The organism is Pseudoxanthomonas sp. USHLN014 (assembly GCF_037153335.1).
GTDB lineage: Bacteria > Pseudomonadota > Gammaproteobacteria > Xanthomonadales > Xanthomonadaceae > Pseudoxanthomonas_A > Pseudoxanthomonas_A winnipegensis.
In genome coordinates this window covers 171,768-186,855 of record NZ_JBBCKO010000009.1, presented here as the reverse complement: position 1 = coordinate 186,855, position 15,088 = coordinate 171,768, and the positions used below count along the sequence as shown (strand labels likewise).

The 15,088-nt window shown below is 69.5% G+C and carries 16 protein-coding genes; 12 read left to right on the top strand and 4 right to left on the bottom strand.

The features are described from left to right. Positions 1 to 6: 6 nt before the first annotated feature. The 3 genes from WFQ05_RS16300 (at position 7) to WFQ05_RS16290 (ending at position 1,478) form a co-directional block, all read left to right on the top strand. Complete coding sequence (locus tag WFQ05_RS16300) at positions 7 to 327, top strand: YbaB/EbfC family nucleoid-associated protein (RefSeq protein ID WP_130520062.1); 321 nt, start codon at positions 7 to 9, stop codon at positions 325 to 327. Between the two features lie 89 nt (positions 328 to 416). Further along, positions 417 to 1,013, top strand: coding sequence for a recombination mediator RecR (gene recR / locus WFQ05_RS16295; RefSeq protein ID WP_130520064.1), 597 nt, complete (start codon positions 417 to 419; stop codon positions 1,011 to 1,013). Between the two features lie 108 nt (positions 1,014 to 1,121). Then, positions 1,122 to 1,478: a histidine triad nucleotide-binding protein gene (locus WFQ05_RS16290; RefSeq protein ID WP_337054561.1), complete on the top strand. Its 357-nt coding sequence runs from the start codon at positions 1,122 to 1,124 to the stop codon at positions 1,476 to 1,478. Between the two features lie 659 nt (positions 1,479 to 2,137). Here the strand turns inward: WFQ05_RS16290 and WFQ05_RS16285 are convergent. Genes WFQ05_RS16285 through WFQ05_RS16270 form a run of 4 tightly spaced genes read right to left on the bottom strand, consistent with a single transcriptional unit; the run spans position 2,138 to position 6,590 of the window. Beyond that, complete coding sequence (locus tag WFQ05_RS16285; protein ID WP_130520067.1) at positions 2,138 to 2,665, bottom strand: Slp family lipoprotein; 528 nt, start codon at positions 2,663 to 2,665, stop codon at positions 2,138 to 2,140. A gap of 26 nt (positions 2,666 to 2,691) precedes the next feature. Further along, the gene (locus WFQ05_RS16280; protein ID WP_337054572.1) at positions 2,692 to 4,659 is read right to left on the bottom strand and encodes a DUF3488 and transglutaminase-like domain-containing protein; all 1,968 of its coding nucleotides are present in this window, start codon (positions 4,657 to 4,659) and stop codon (positions 2,692 to 2,694) included. A gap of 11 nt (positions 4,660 to 4,670) precedes the next feature. After that, on the bottom strand, positions 4,671 to 5,594 hold the full coding sequence (locus WFQ05_RS16275) for a DUF58 domain-containing protein (protein ID WP_337054571.1): 924 nt from the start codon (positions 5,592 to 5,594) through the stop codon (positions 4,671 to 4,673). A 42-nt stretch (positions 5,595 to 5,636) separates the two neighbouring features. Then, positions 5,637 to 6,590 carry a MoxR family ATPase gene (locus WFQ05_RS16270; RefSeq protein WP_130520212.1) on the bottom strand — a complete coding sequence of 318 codons (954 nt, stop codon included), beginning with the start codon at positions 6,588 to 6,590 and terminating at the stop codon, positions 5,637 to 5,639. 41 nt (positions 6,591 to 6,631) lie between these two features. On the opposite strand from WFQ05_RS16270, the gene WFQ05_RS16265 reads away from it, so the two are divergent. The 9 genes from WFQ05_RS16265 to fabF all read left to right on the top strand — a co-directional run bounded on the left by WFQ05_RS16265 (position 6,632) and on the right by fabF (position 15,042). Further along, positions 6,632 to 8,497, top strand: coding sequence for a glycosyltransferase family 39 protein (locus WFQ05_RS16265; protein ID WP_337054560.1), 1,866 nt, complete (start codon positions 6,632 to 6,634; stop codon positions 8,495 to 8,497). 159 nt (positions 8,498 to 8,656) lie between these two features. After that, positions 8,657 to 9,163: a YceD family protein gene (locus tag WFQ05_RS16260; RefSeq protein ID WP_130520073.1), complete on the top strand. Its 507-nt coding sequence runs from the start codon at positions 8,657 to 8,659 to the stop codon at positions 9,161 to 9,163. A gap of 45 nt (positions 9,164 to 9,208) precedes the next feature. Continuing rightward, complete coding sequence (rpmF, locus tag WFQ05_RS16255; RefSeq protein ID WP_130520075.1) at positions 9,209 to 9,403, top strand: 50S ribosomal protein L32; 195 nt, start codon at positions 9,209 to 9,211, stop codon at positions 9,401 to 9,403. Between the two features lie 86 nt (positions 9,404 to 9,489). Further along, positions 9,490 to 10,485, top strand: coding sequence for a beta-ketoacyl-ACP synthase III (locus tag WFQ05_RS16250; RefSeq protein ID WP_130520076.1), 996 nt, complete (start codon positions 9,490 to 9,492; stop codon positions 10,483 to 10,485). A 239-nt stretch (positions 10,486 to 10,724) separates the two neighbouring features. Next, positions 10,725 to 11,516 carry a serine/threonine protein phosphatase gene (locus WFQ05_RS16245; protein WP_337054559.1) on the top strand — a complete coding sequence of 264 codons (792 nt, stop codon included), beginning with the start codon at positions 10,725 to 10,727 and terminating at the stop codon, positions 11,514 to 11,516. A gap of 109 nt (positions 11,517 to 11,625) precedes the next feature. Further along, the gene (fabD, locus tag WFQ05_RS16240; protein WP_306992917.1) at positions 11,626 to 12,573 is read left to right on the top strand and encodes an ACP S-malonyltransferase; all 948 of its coding nucleotides are present in this window, start codon (positions 11,626 to 11,628) and stop codon (positions 12,571 to 12,573) included. After that, on the top strand, positions 12,570 to 13,319 hold the full coding sequence (gene fabG, locus WFQ05_RS16235; RefSeq protein ID WP_130520082.1) for a 3-oxoacyl-ACP reductase FabG: 750 nt from the start codon (positions 12,570 to 12,572) through the stop codon (positions 13,317 to 13,319). Before fabD ends, fabG begins: the two co-directional genes overlap by 4 nt. Positions 13,320 to 13,435: 116 nt before the next feature. Further along, the gene (acpP, locus tag WFQ05_RS16230) at positions 13,436 to 13,675 is read left to right on the top strand and encodes an acyl carrier protein (RefSeq protein ID WP_130520084.1); all 240 of its coding nucleotides are present in this window, start codon (positions 13,436 to 13,438) and stop codon (positions 13,673 to 13,675) included. A gap of 128 nt (positions 13,676 to 13,803) precedes the next feature. Next, on the top strand, positions 13,804 to 15,042 hold the full coding sequence (fabF, locus tag WFQ05_RS16225; RefSeq protein WP_337054558.1) for a beta-ketoacyl-ACP synthase II: 1,239 nt from the start codon (positions 13,804 to 13,806) through the stop codon (positions 15,040 to 15,042). Positions 15,043 to 15,088 lie beyond the last annotated feature (46 nt).

The following is a 15,088-nucleotide window of genomic DNA, read 5'->3' as shown; positions in this document are numbered from 1 at the left end:
CAGACCATGCGTGGAAACATCGCCCAACTCATGCAGCAGGCGCAGAAGATGCAGGAAAACCTGCAGAAGGCGCAGGAAGAGCTGGCCAAGCTGGAAGTCACCGGCAACGCCGGCGGCAACATGGTCAGCGTGACGCTGACCGGCGCCAAGGAGTGCCGCAAGGTGCGCATCGATCCGACCCTGCTGTCCGATGCGGAAATGCTCGAGGACCTGATCGCCGCGGCGTTCAACGACGCCTCCAACAAGATCGACGCCGAATCCAAGACGCGCATGGGCTCGGCCACCGCCGGCATGCAGCTGCCGCCCGGCATGAAGCTGCCGTTCTGAAAGGCGGGGGTCAGAGGCCAGGGACCAGGGGCCGGTATGCCCCTGCGTTTTCCCTGGCCTCTGGTCCCTGATCCCCGGCCCCATCTCCTTTGACTTCCTCGCTGCTCGAACAGCTCATCGACGCGCTCAAGGTCCTGCCCGGCGTGGGCAGCAAGAGCGCCCAGCGCATGGCCTACCAGCTGCTGGAGCGCGATCGCGCCGGCGGCCGTCGGCTGTCGTCCGCGCTGGCCGAGGCCATGGAGCACATCGGCCACTGCCAGCAGTGCCGCGACTTCACCGAAGGCCCATTGTGCGCCATCTGCGCCAGCCCCAGCCGCGACCGCCACCAGCTGTGCGTGGTCGAATCCCCAGCGGACCGATTGGCCATCGAACAGGCCACCGGCTATCGCGGCCTGTACTTCATCCTGCAGGGCCGGCTCTCGCCGCTGGACGGCATCGGCCCGCGCGAGCTCGGCCTGGAACAGCTGTCCCAGCGTCTGGCGCAGGGCGAGGTCGCCGAACTGATCATCGCCACCAATCCCACCGTCGAGGGCGAGGCCACCGCGCACTATCTGGCGCAGCTGGCGCGCCAGGCGGACGTCAAGCCGATGCGCCTGGCGCACGGCGTGCCGCTGGGTGGGGAGCTGGAGTACGTCGATCGCGGCACGCTCTCGCACGCGTTCGGTTCGCGCAGCGAGATGAGTTGAGGCAGGCGTGAGTGGAGAGATGTGAGCAGTGAGCAGAAGCCGGAATCCTCTTCTTGCGCATCGCGCTAAGCTCTTCCCACTCCTGACTTCACTGCGCTCACTCCTCCAATGAACGACACCATCTTCGGCAAGATCATCCGGCGCGAGATTCCCGCCACCATTGTCTATGAGGACGATGAGGTGCTGGGCTTCAAGGACATCGCGCCACAGGCGCCGGTGCACGTGCTGTTCATTCCCAAGCAGGTGCACGTGCCCACGCTGGACGACCTGACGCCGGACCAGGCCACGCTGGTGGGCAAGCTGGTGCTGGCCGCGGCGCACTACGCCCGACATGAAGGCTTCGCCGACAAGGGCTATCGCGTGGTCATGAACTGCCGCGACGATGCCGGGCAGACCGTCTACCACATCCACCTGCACTTGCTGGCCGGCGCGGCGCTGGGCCACTTCGGCGCGCCGGGCGGCTGAAGCCCGCGGGACTGCCCGCGCAGGCAGTTGGCACGGCTTTTCGCCGGAGTGCAGGGCGTGAACCATGGGGATGGCATGCGTGCGCCAGCGGGGGACTCGCTTCGCCAACCCGCCTCGACCCGGCCGGGAATGGCTCATCGGATCGTCAGTCATCGCTCGCTGGCCCTTGGCGGGCGATGAGGCGCTGCCGGGAAAGCGCCATCGCCGCCCTTGGCCAAACAGGCACAAGGGCGGCTCCCACCTGTAGAGCGGAGCTTGCTCCGCTCAGGCTTTCCCGATGATCCGGCCGGAATGCAGCGGAGCAAGCTCCGCTCTACAAGAACGCGGCGACTTGCTCGTTCCGCAGAGCCGCTCGGATCGAGGCCCTGGCAGCAGATAGGTCAACTCATCTTCCACCAAAGCCTTGCTTTCGACCCGAAGTGCTTGGGCATGACGCGCGCGGCAGCGGTCCGGCGGGCGAGGGCGCGACCAGCGAGGAAGGAAGCCGATCGCCCGTCCTGGGTCAGGATGCCCTGATGGAGGGATCAGCGGTCCCCGCCCGTCGGAGCGCCGCACCCGAAGCCGACGCCCACGCCAGCGATCGATTGATAGGCAGAAGCACTTCAAAGAAAAGGCCGGCAATCGCCGGCCTTTTTCTACCACGCGGAAACTGAGGCGACTTACCACCAGCCCCAGCGCGGACCCCAGCCCCAGCCCGGGCCAGGACCCCAGAACGGGTCGTAGTACGGATACGGGCGCACCTGCACCTCGCGCACCTTCGGCCACAGGTAGACCACATCGGCGTCGACCTTGGGCAGGCGGTAGTCGTACTCGCCGATGCGCGTGGTCTCGGTGCCGGACACGCGACCGACGAAGGTCACCTCACGGCCCTTGGAGAAGATCGCCGGATCGTAGAAGCCCGCGCGGCAGGCGATGAAGCGCCCATCGGTGGCATCCGGCGTATCGCTTTGCGGACGGCCCGTGGCGCTGAGCGGCGCGGAGATCATCTCGAAGCACGTGCTGTTTGCACCCGGCTTGGTCTCGACGATGCGGCCACCCCAGCGCACCTGCGCGCCGGTCTGCACGCCGACCACCGCATCGCGCGGCGTCACACCGGGGAACTGACCCTGCAGCGGCTTGGGCGCGGTCGCGCAGGCGCCTAGGGCGATCGCAAGGCCAGTCACGGCCAGCGGACGGAGGAAAGACATGCGCTTCATACGGGCCTCGGAATGGATCACGGACGGTGCCGGCGAAGATCGCGTATCAGCGCCCGGACGTCCGCGTGACCGGCAGCGTAGCGTGCCTGTGCGAAACGCTGGCTGAGTGAGATGAGTTCCTCGTTTTTGTGCGCTGCAGTGGCGTCGCGTCGCACGCCCGCCACACGCTGCGCCCAGCGCTGCGCCGGCTCGTCCGCGCCGGGCGCCAGATCGAAGCGGCGATAGCGCCGCCCCAGCGCATGCCACTGCCGCAGCAGCGGATCGCGCTCGCGTTCGCCGCGCGCCAGCAGCCAGGCCATGCCCAGCAGCGCGCCACCGCCGGCCAGCGCGAACAGCAGGCCCAGGCGCCCTTCGTTCAGGCGCTCGATGCCGAAGGGCTGCAGCAGCCGGCGCTGGCGCTCGACATCGAAGCCCAGGACCAGATCGTTCCAGCCGCGCCGCAGCCAGTCGCTGACCTGCGCGTAGCGGCTCAGGCCGAACAGACCCTCGCCCCCGTCGCCACCGGCTTGGGCACGGTCGTCCAGCGTGTCGTAGATGCGCTCGGGCGCCACCGCGGCAGTGGGGTCCACCCGCACCCAGCCGCGCTGCGGCAGCCACACTTCGGCCCAGGCGTGCGCGTCCTGGCGGCGCAGGATCCAGTAGCCGCCGCCGAACGGATTGCGCACCCCGCCCACGTAACCGGTGACCACCCGCGCGGGAATGCCGGCCGCACGCATCAGGATCACGAAGGACGAACTGAACTGCTCGCAGAAGCCCTGCCTGGTCTGGAACAGGAACTCGTCGGCCATGTCGCGTCCCGGCAGCGGGATGTCCAGCGTGTAGCCGAAGTCCTTGCGGATCCAGGTCAGCGCGCGCTGGACGATGGCTGCATCGCCGTTGGCGCCGGCTTCGCCGCGCCACTGCCGGCCCAGCGCGACCGTGCGGGGATTGAGCCCCGGCGGCAGGCGCAGATCGCGCTGCAGCGCCTGTGGCGGCAGCTGCGCATCGAAGCGCGCCGGCGCCTGGCCCTGCATGCGCCAGCGCGTCAGCGAGGCCAGCGGGCGCTGCGCGCTCAGTTCGTAGTCGGCCGATAGCCGCGCGCCTTCGGGCGCCGCGAAGGGCAGGTCCAGCGCGACGAGCTGGCTGCGGTCTGTGGGTTCGTAGTCGAGCTGGTAGTCGTAGCGCGGGCCTTGACGCGACACCTCGGCCGGCGCGCGCCCACCGCTCCAGCCGCGGCGCCACACGCGGCCGTCGAAGTCGTCCAGCACCGGCCCGCGCCAGTACATCTGCGAAGGTGGTGGCGTGGCGCCGAAAAAGGTCACGCGCGCGGCCGGCGTGTCGTCGGCCAGAAGGTCGATCCACTCGCCCGGCCGCATGTCGTCGGACAGGCCTGGCCGGCCGACCGCGCGGTCGGGCAGGCCCCACAGCGGGCTGCCCAGGCGCGGGAACAGCCAGAACGTCAGCAGGACCAGCGGCAGCCCCATCAGCACCAGCCGCCCGAGCTGCCAGGGGCTGATGCGCGCCGCGCTGGCGCCGCTGGCGTCGAGCAGGCCGGACTCCAGCGCGGCCAGGCGCAGCATGGCCACCAGCGCGCACAGTACCGAGACCAGCCCCAGCGCCATCGTCAGCGGACCCTGATCGAGCAGGAACGCGGCGAACGGCGCGAACAGCGCAAAGCCCACCAGGCTGCGGCCGTCGCGCAGCGTGGTGGTCTCGGTCGGCTTGATCGCCAGCATCGCCGCCAGCAGCGCGCAGCCGGTATCGCGGCCGACGCGCGGCCCGGCCGACCACAGCACCGCGGCCAGCGCCGCCAGCGCCAGCAGCACGCGCAGCGGCAGCGGGATGCGCCGCTTCCACGAGGCGCCCGCGCTGAGCAGGCCGATCGCCCCGATCGCCAGCGCCGTGCCGCCCGGCAGCTGCAGCAGAAGCGGCAGCAGGCCGAAGCCGGCCGAGGCCAGCGTCCACAGTCGGCTGCGCGCGTCCAGCGCGGGCGAATCGGTGTGCACGCGGCGGCCGATCACGTCCTGCTCCTGGGCAGCAGCGCCAGGGCGCGCAGGCACTGGTGGCGATGGGTCGGCCCGCTGGCCGGCCCGATCGGCGGCTGGCCCGGCAGCAGCAGGCGCGTGCGCCGCGCCTGGCGTTCGGCCAGCTCGATCCAGTGCGTCAGCCGTGCGATGCGCGCCTCCTGCGGCAGGGCGGCCAGCGCGGACCAGTCCAGCACGACCTCGCGGCCGACCGGGCGTTCGTACTCGCGCACCAGCAAGGTGTCGCGGCGCGCCGAGGGCTTCCAGGCGATGGTGTGCTGCGCATCGCCGGGACGATAGGCGCGCAGGTGGTGCAGCTCCTCGCCGGCCGCGTCCACGCGCGTCTGGCGCGACGCGCCGCCGGGCTCGGGCAGGGGCGGGCCGTCGACTTCCACGGCCGGATAGACCAGCAGCGCCGTCTCGGGCCACGCCCACGACCACGCGCGCGCCACGCCCAGCGGCTGGGTGGTGGACAGGCGCAGCCGCGGCAGCGTGAGCCAGCCGCGCGTGGCGGTCGGATAGTCGAGCGTGGCGATGACCTGGTGGCCCTCGTGCAGCGCCGGCACCAGCGCCTCGTCCTGGCCGGCGCGCAGGCGCAGGCCGATGCGCGGGCGCGCATCGCGCGCGGACACGGCCAGCTGCAGCTGCAGCGGCTGGCCGGCATGCACCGGCTCGGCGCCGATCGCGTCGACGCGCAGACCCGAAAGCTGCAGGTGCGCGGCCATCAGGCTGGCCATCAGCGTCGCTGCCAGTAGCAATGCCAGCAGCAAGGCCGGGTTGTTGTTGTAGTTCAGCGCGCCCAGCAGCATGACGCCGACCAGGCCGCCGGCGAACAGGCCGAAGCCGGTCGGCAGTACATAGACGCGACGTCGGTCGAGGCTGACCGGCAGCGATTCGGGCGCCTGCGGCCTGGCCATCAGTGCCGCCTTGCTGCGCAGGCGCGCGAGCAACGCCACGCCTCAGTCCACCGCGACGGCTTGGGCGATGGCCTGGGCCAGCTCGGTGGCCGAGACGCCTTCGGCGTCGGGCACCAGACGATGCGCGGCCACGGCGGCGAACAAGGCCTGCACATCCTCAGGGATCACGTGGTCGCGGCCCAGCAGCAGCGCATGCGCGCGCGCGCCGCGCAGCAGCGCCAGGCCGGCGCGGGGCGAGAGGCCCACGCGCACGCCCGGCTGGCGGCGGCTGCGGTTCACCAGCGCCTGCACGTAGTCCAGCAGCGCATCGCTGGCATGCACTTGGGCGACGGCGGCGCGCAGTTCGAGCACCTGCTCCACGCCCAGCAGCGGACGCGCCTGGGCGATCAGTTCGCGCCGGTCGCTGCCGGCCAGCAGCGCGCGTTCGTCCTTGGGCTCGGGATAGCCCAGCGCCATGCGCAGCAGGAAACGGTCCAGCTGCGAATCCGGCAGCGGATAGGTGCCCGACAGATCGACCGGGTTCTGCGTGGCGATGACGAAGAACGGCTCTTCCAGACGGTGCGTGGTGCCGTCCAGCGTGACCTGGTGTTCGGCCATCGCCTCGAGCAGCGCGCTCTGCGTACGCGGCGGCGCGCGATTGATCTCGTCGGCCAGCAGCACATGGGTGAAGACTGGGCCGGGATGGAACTGGAAGCGGCGCGCCTGGGCATCGTAGATCGACACGCCCAGGACATCGCCGGGCAACAGGTCGGAGGTGAACTGCACGCGCTGGAAGTTCAGTCCCAGCGTGGCCGCCAGCGCATGGGCCAGCGTGGTCTTGCCCAGGCCGGGCAGGTCCTCGATCAGCAGATGGCCATCGGCCAGCAGCGCGACGAAGGCCAGGCGCACCTGGCGCGGCTTGCCCAGCACAAGTCCATTGACCTGCGCCTGGGCCTGCTGCAGAGCCGTCGACAAGGCCTCGGGTAGCATGGGGCGTGCTGAAGACCTGAGCTGCATCATGGCTCCACGTTGTCCTTTTTCCCGAGTGTAGCGGCTATATGAATGAAGAAGCGCGCGCACAGCGCACGTTCCTGGCGCTGTGGATCGTCCTGACTGTCATCAAGGTCATGATCGCCGCGCGCCTGCCGCTATTCGTCGACGAGGCGTTCTACTGGCAGGAAGGACGCCACCTGGCCGCGGCGTATTCGGACCTGCCTGGACTGACCGCGTGGATGACGCGTCTGGGCACGCTGATCGGTGGACAGCATGTGCTGGCGATCCGGCTGCCGTTCCTGCTGCTGTCGGCGGTGCTGCCGTGGCTGATGATCGGCATCGGCACGCGCTGGTTCAGCGCGGTGGCCGGCTGGCGCGCGGGCAGCCTGCTGCTGCTGATGCCGCTGTCGGGCAGCCTGGGCATCCTGGCCATTCCCGATGTGCCGATGGCCTTCGCCACGGTCCTGTGCCTGGATGCAGGCGCGCGCCTGCTGCGCCAGATCGATGCGGCCGGCGCGGCCGAGCTCGCGCTCGGCCTGGCCATCGGCGCGCTCAGCCACTATCGCTTCGTCGGCGTGATCGGCACCGGGCTGATCGCGCTGCTGCTGATTCCCGAAGGCCGGCGCGTGCTGCGCGATGTGCGCGTGTGGGTGGCGCTGGCGCTGGGGGTGGCGGCCTGGGCGCCGCTGATCGCCTGGAACATCGAGAACGCCGACGCGGGCCTGCGCTTCCAGCTGGTCGAACGTCATCCTTGGACCTTCCAGTGGACCGGGCTGTGGTTCCTGCTGGTGCAGGCGGCGCTGGTGACGCCGCTGCTGTTCTTCGCCTTGATCACGGTGCTGACCCGCGCGCTGCGCAAGGGTGATGCGCTGCCGCCGCAGCGGCGCTACTTCGGCCTGCTGGGCGCGGTGTCGACGATCGGCTTCTTCGTGCTGGGCTTCTTCGCCGATGTCGAACGCGTCAGCTTCCACTGGCCGCTGCCCGGCTATCTCCCCCTGCTGCTGGCCGTGCCGGTGCTGCTGCGCACCTGGTCGCCGTGGCTGCGGCGCGCGACCTGGACGCTGTGCGGGCTGGGCCTGGCCAGCGTGCTGGGCTATTACCTGATCGCCTCGGTACCGCGCTGGCGCGCGGACCTGGCCGGGCAGAAGTTCTATCCCTACAACTTCGCCGGCTGGAACGTGCTGGCCGACGCGGTGCGCGAGGAACTGGCGCGCGCGCCGGAGCCGACCGGCATGCTCGCCGACAACTTCAAGGTCGGCGCCGAGCTGGGCTTCGCGCTGGGCGACGATGCGATCCCGGTGCTCGACCATCCGCTCAACATCAAGCACGGCCGCGCACCACAGCTGCGCCTGTGGGGCCTGCACAGCGACGGCGCCAGCCCGACCGCACAGCTGCTGGTGGTCGGCGCCAGCGAGGTGTCCTATAAGGATCTGCTGGTGCAGTACCACTTCCTGTGCTCGCAGGTCGGGCCGTTGCCGCCGCCGCGGGTGATCAATGTCGACCACGGCCGCCAGCGCTTCCTGCTGTTCAGCCTGCCGCGCCGCGATGCGGCGGCGCTGGAGGCGGCCCGCGCGCAGCCGTGCGTGACCCCGGCGATGGCCTGGATCGATACGCCGGTGGGCGGCGCGGACGTGTCGGGCGTGTTCGACGTGGCGGGGTGGGCGTTCAAGGACGGGGTCGGGCTGGATGCGGTCGAGGTGCTGATCGATGGCCGGGTCGTGGCCCGCGCCCGCTACGGACTGCCCGCGCCGGGCGTGGCCACCTACTGGAAGATCTCCAACGACCCGCAGCATCCGGACGTGGGGTTCGGCGTGCGGGTGGATGCCAGCGGTCTCGCGCCGGGCCAGCACTGGCTGGGGCTGCGCCTGCACGGGCGCGACGGCAGCGTGGAGGACTGGTCCGAGCAGCCGATCCGCGTGCGGAAGCCTTGAGGCCAGCGGCGCCGGCCGAACGGTCAGGCCGCTCCGCGGCCATCTGCCAAAGCTGGGGGTGGTGGAGCGGGGCAGGGCGGCGGCGATCGGCGGTCCAAGTCGGGCGCCGGTCCGGCGCATTTGACATGACCAGGCCGGCTCTTTAACATTTTGCGGCTTATGTCCGCGCACGTGCCCGAAACCCTGGATATCTGGCGCATGGTGGCCGGGCGGCGCAGTCTCGAAGGCAGGGTGCCGCTGGCGGCCTTCCGCCGGCTGGACGGGCTGCTGACCGATGCACAGGGCGAGGTGGGCTTCACGATGCAGTTCGATCGCGATGCGCTGCAGGTGCCCTATGTGGAGCTGACGATCGATGCCGCGTTGCCGCTGGAATGCCAGCGCAGCCTGCAGCGGTTCCTGTTCCCGGTGTCGATGGTGCAGCGGCTCGGCCTGATCCGGGACGAGGCCGAGGAAGCGGCGTTGCCGCCGGAGATGGAAGCGCTGCTGGTGCCCGAAGACGGCATCTTGCGCACGCTGGACCTGGTGGAGGACGAGCTGGTGCTGGCGGTTCCCGCCGTGCCGATGGATCCGGAATTGCCCGCGGTGGAGCTTGACGCTGCCCCGCAGCAGGAAGAACTGGCGAAGGCCAACCCGTTCGCGGGCCTGGCCTCGCTCAAGAAGAACTGACCGCCCCGCAGGCGGTTGAATCGCAGACACGTTTGGAGCAAGACCATGGCAGTTCAGAAATCCCGCGTCACCCCGTCCCGTCGCGGCCAGCGCCGCGCCCACGACGCCCTCACCGCCAAGCAGCTGGCCACCGACCCGACCACGGGCGAGACCCACATCCGTCACCACGTGACGGCTGACGGCTACTACCGCGGCAAGAAGGTCATCGCGACCAAGTCGGCTGTCGTCGACGAAGAATGAGCCTGACGGCGCGCGTCGTTTAAGCACGCGCGCCCGATCGCCGCATCATTCAGGCCCGTCTTGCGGGTCGCGCAACGGGAATCACGATGAGCCAGCCGGTGACGAACGGTCGTATCTACTCGCGTATCGCAGGCACAGGCAGCTGCCTGCCGGACAAGGTGGTGACCAACGACGATCTGTCCAAGATCGTGGACACCAGCGACGAGTGGATCCGCACCCGCACCGGCATCCGTGAGCGACGCATCGCCGGCGAAGGCGAGACCAGCGCCTCGCTGGGGCATCTGGCCGCCCTGCGCGCGCTGGAAGCCGCAGGCGTGGCGCCGTCCGAGCTGGACATGATCGTGGTGGGCACCACCACGCCGGATCTGGTGTTTCCCTCCACCGCCTGCCTGATCCAGGCCAAGCTGGGCGCCGAAGGCTGCATGGCGCTGGACGTCAACGCGGCCTGCTCGGGCTTCGTCTTCGCCCTGTCGGTGGCCGACAAGTTCATCCGCACCGGCGATGCCCGCACGGTGCTGGTGGTCGGCGCCGAGACCCTGACCCGCATCACCGACTGGAGCGATCGCACCACCTGCGTGCTGTTCGGCGACGGTGCCGGCGCGGTGGTGCTCAAGGCCGATGCGACCACCGGCATCCTCAGCACGCACCTGCATGCCGACGGCAGCAAGAAGGAGCTGCTGTGGAATCCGGTCGGCGTGTCCTCGGGTTTCAAGCCGGAGGAGCCCAACAACGGCTCGCGCATCCTGATGAAGGGCAACGACGTGTTCAAGTACGCCGTCAAGGCGCTGGACGCGGTCGTGGACGAGGCCCTGTCGGCCAATCAGCTCGACAAGACCGACCTGGACTGGCTGGTGCCGCACCAGGCCAACCTGCGCATCATCGAAGCCACCGCCAAGCGACTGGACATGTCGATGGAGCAGGTGGTGGTCACCGTCGACCGTACCGGCAACACGTCCTCGGCCTCGGTGCCGATCGCGCTGGACGAAGCCGTGCGCGATGGCCGCATCCAGCGCGACCAGCTGGTGCTGCTGGAAGCCTTCGGCGGCGGCTTCACCTGGGGCTCGGTGCTGCTGCGCTTCTGAGCCGTGCTTGCGCGGCCGGCGCCAGGTTGTCCGTCCGCCAGCCACCCGATTTCTTCAGCGATTCAGGGCCGGCGCAAGCCGGCCTTGACGCATGGTGCGTGTTGTCAGGCATGCCTTCGGCCCGTCTGTGCTGAACGCAACGTGGCTTGCGTCCGACTGCAGGTTGTAATTGCGTTAACGCTTCGGGTTTAACATGTTTCCGACATGTCGGGTCCAGGCCCGAGGCGCGAGAAACCCCCATGGTCGAACCCATCCTCATCGACGGCCGGCAAGCCTGGCTCAAGCACTACCGCGACGGAGGCAGCCGCCTGCTGTCGCTGGGCGCGCTGAAGTTCATCGCCGACAAGCTTGGCATCGATCCCCTGCGCCCGCCGCCGCACCACGTCGGCGCCGGCGCGCTGGATACCGAGGCCCGCCGCCTGAGCGAGCTGGCCGCGCAACGCGTGCACGTGCCCGAAGTGATCGGCCGCGGCCGCGCCTCGCTGGTGCTCAGCGACAACGGCAAGTCGCTGGCCAGCTGGCTGCGCAATGCGCGCGACGATGCGCAGTGCGATCAGCTGGTGCGCCTGGCCCTGGAGGCGATGGCCAAGGCGCATGCGCAGGGCGCCTATCTCGGTCAGCCCTTGCCGCGCAACATGACCTACGACGGCCAGCGCATCGGCTTCATCGACTTCGAGGAAGATCCGCTGGAGGTGATGAACCTGGCCCAGGCGCAGGCGCGCGACTGGCTGATGTTCGGCTATGGCGTGGCGCGCTACTACGAGCGCCGGCCCGAGGCGCTGCAGGCGCTGATGCACGAGGCGATGGCGCGCGACGCCAGCGACGTGCAGCAGCAGACCCATCGGGTCACCGGCCGCCTGCAGCGGCTGGCGGCGGTGTGCAATCGCCTGGGGCGCAAGTCGCGCCGGCTGGCGCATGCGCTGCTGGTGCTGCATGCGGCCAGCACCTTCAGCGTGCTGATCATCGGCACGCTGGCCATCGACTGGTTCAGCGACGGCGACCTTGACGTGCTGCGTCTGCTGCTGGGATGAGCCGCGCGCCATCGCGAGGCCGACCGCTGGCATACGCCCCAGTACAGACGGCGCGCGCCTTTCACGCTTATCATCGCCGCTCGTTTTTCCCAGCAGGGCGTTTTTGCGCGTGACTGACACCTCACTTGCCTTCGTGTTTCCCGGCCAGGGATCGCAGTCGATCGGCATGCTGGCCGAACTGGCCGAGCTGCACCCGCAGGTGCGCGACACCTTCAACGAGGCCTCCGACGGCGCCGGCACGGACCTGTGGGCGCTCTCGCAGGGCGGCCCGGAAGAACTCCTCAATCGCACCGAATACACCCAGCCGGCCCTGCTGGCCGCGGGCATCGCGGTGTGGCGCCTGTGGCGCAAGGAAGGCGGCCCGACGCCGGCCCGGCTGGCCGGCCACAGCCTGGGCGAGTACACCGCGCTGGTCGCCGCCGGTGCGCTGTCGCTGCGGGATGGCGCGCACCTGGTGCGCATTCGCGGTCAGCTGATGCAGGAGGCCGCGCCGGCCGGCGTCGGCGCGATGGCCGCCGTGCTCGGCGCCGAGGACGCGCTGGTGGCCGAGGTCTGCGCGCAGGTCTCCGGCAGCAAGGTTGTGGTGCCGGCCAACTACAACTCGCCTGGCCAGATCGTGATCGGCGGCGACGCCGAGGCGGTCGATGCGGCCATCGCCGAACTCAACGCGCGCGGCATCCGCAAGACGGTCAAGCTGGCCGTCAGCGTGCCCTCGCACACCCCGCTGATGCGCGAGGCCGCCAACCGCCTGGCCGAGACCATCAAGGGCCTGTCCTGGCATCTGCCGGCGCTGCCGGTGGTGCAGAACGTCGATGCCCAGGTGCACGATTCGATCGAGTCGATCGCCGAGGCGCTGGTGCGCCAGCTGTATCTGCCCGTGCGCTGGACCGACTGCGTGCAGGCGCTGGCCGCCGGCGGTGCCACGCGCATCGCCGAATGCGGGCCGGGCAAGGTGCTGACCGGCCTGGTCAAGCGCATCGACAAGTCCCTCGACGGCCGCGCGCTGTCCACCCCGGCCGACTTCGCCTCGGCGCTCGAGACCTGGAAGACCGCATGAACGCTGCACTCCCCTTGGCCGGCGAGATCGCCCTGGTAACCGGCGCCAGCCGCGGCATCGGCGCGGCCATCGCCGACACGCTGGCCGCGCAGGGCGCCACCGTCATCGGCACGGCGACTACCGACGCCGGCGCGCAGGCCATCGCCCAGCGCATGGAGACCCTGGGCGGCCATGGCCGGACCCTGGACGTCACCGACGCCGAGGCGGTCGAGGCGCTGATCGATGCCACCGCCAAGGAGTTCGGCCCGGTCTCGATCCTGGTCAACAACGCCGGCATCACCCGCGACAATCTGCTGATGCGGATGAAGGACGAGGACTGGAACGCGATCCTGGACACCAACCTGTCCAGCGTGTTCCGCACCTCCAAGGCCGTGATGCGCGGCATGATGAAGGCGCGCCGCGGCCGCATCATCAACATCGCCTCGGTGGTCGGCGTGACCGGCAACCCGGGCCAGACCAACTACGCCGCGGCCAAGGCCGGCATCATCGCCTTCTCCAAGTCGCTGGCCAAGGAGATCGGTTCGCGCGGGGTCACCGTCAACGTGGTGGCGCCCGGGTTCATCGATACCGACATGACCAAGGCCCTGCCCGAGGACGCGCGCGCGGCCCTGCTGGGCCAGATCGCGCTGGGCCAGCTGGGCGAGCCGGCCGACATCGCCAACGCCGTGGCCTTCCTGGCCGGGCCGGGCGCCAAGTACATCACCGGCGAGACCCTGCACGTCAACGGCGGCATGTACATGCCGTAAGGCAAAAATCCGCCCTAAGTGGCTGATTCACGGGGCGATACGCGCACGCGCGCGTAACGTCCTGTTTCCACTACACTATCCCGTGTTTACTACCCACCTCCGTCTGGAGCGAATCCATGAGCAGCATTGAAGAACGCGTCAAGAAGATTGTTGTCGAACAGCTTGGCGTCAAAGAAGAAGAAGTCACCACCAACGCATCGTTCGTGGACGATCTGGGCGCCGACTCGCTGGACACCGTCGAGCTGGTCATGGCGCTGGAAGAAGAGTTCGAGTGCGAAATTCCGGACGAAGAGGCCGAGAAGATCACCTCCGTCCAGCAGGCCATCGACTACGTCAAGGCCCACGTCAAGGCCTGATCGGCGCTGACGCCATGCATCACGCCGGGGCCGCGCTTGCGGCCCCGCGCGCATCTGGTCGCAGGTGCGCCGACATCCCTGTCAACGCCGGTTCTGGACCGGCCTGCAGCATTGCGGAGTAGAACGTTATGAGCCGACGTCGCGTCGTCGTTACCGGCATGGGCATGGTCTCGCCGCTGGGCAACGACCTGGTCACCAGCTGGGACGGCATCAAGAATGGTCGCTCGGGCATCGGCCCGCTGACCTCGTTCGATGCCTCGACCTTCGCCACCCGCATCTGCGGCGAGGTGCGGGATCTGGACATCAGCCAGTTCATCCATCCCAAGGAAGCCAAGAAGATGGATGCCTTCATCCATTACGGCATGGCGGCCTCGCTGATGGCGCTCGAGGACTCGGGCCTGGAAGTCACCGAGGCCAATGCCGAACGCATCGGCGCCATGGTCGGTTCGGGCATCGGCGGCATCCTGGGCATCGAGCAGCAGACCGAAAAATACCTGGAGGGCGGCGCGCGCAAGGTCTCGCCGTTCTATATCCCCAGCACGATCATCAACATGCTGCCGGGCCACCTGAGCATCATGAAGGGCCTCAAAGGGCCCGGCTTCTCGGCTGTGTCGGCGTGCGCGACGGCCAACCATTCCATCGGCATGGCCATGCGCACCATCCAGTACGGCGATGCCGACGTGATGGTCTGCGGCGGCGCCGAGCGCGGCTCCTCGCCGACCTCGATGGCCGGCTTCTGCTCGATGAAGGCCATGTCCACCCGCAACGACGATCCGACCCGCGCCTCGCGGCCGTGGGACGCCGAGCGCGACGGCTTCGTCATGGGCGACGGCGCCGGCATCCTGGTGATCGAGGAGTACGAACACGCCAAGGCCCGCGGCGCGCGCATCTACTGCGAGCTGGCCGGCTTCGGCGCCAGCCAGGACGCCTGGCACATGACCGCGCCCAGCGAGAATGGCGACGGCCCGGCGCGCTGCATGACCATGGCGATGAAGGACGCCGGGGTGAACCCGGAAGACGTGGCCTACCTCAACGCGCACGGCACCTCCACGCCGCTGGGCGACCTGGCCGAGACCCTGGCGATGAAGCGCGCCATGGGCGATCACGCCTACAAGATGATGGTCAGCTCGACCAAGTCGATGACCGGTCACCTGCTCGGCGCCGCCGGCGGTGTGGAGGCCATCTTCTCGGTGATGGCGCTGCACGAGGGCGTGATCCCGCCGACCATCAACCTGGACAACCCGGGCGAGGGCTGCGATCTGGACTACGTGCCCAACGTGGCGCGCGAGAAGCAGATCGACGTGGCCATGTCCAACGGCTTCGGCTTCGGCGGGACCAACGGCACGCTGGTGTTCAAGCGCCTCTGAGCGTGCCGCGCCGTGCAACACCCGCATCGGGAGCGGCCTTGAGGCC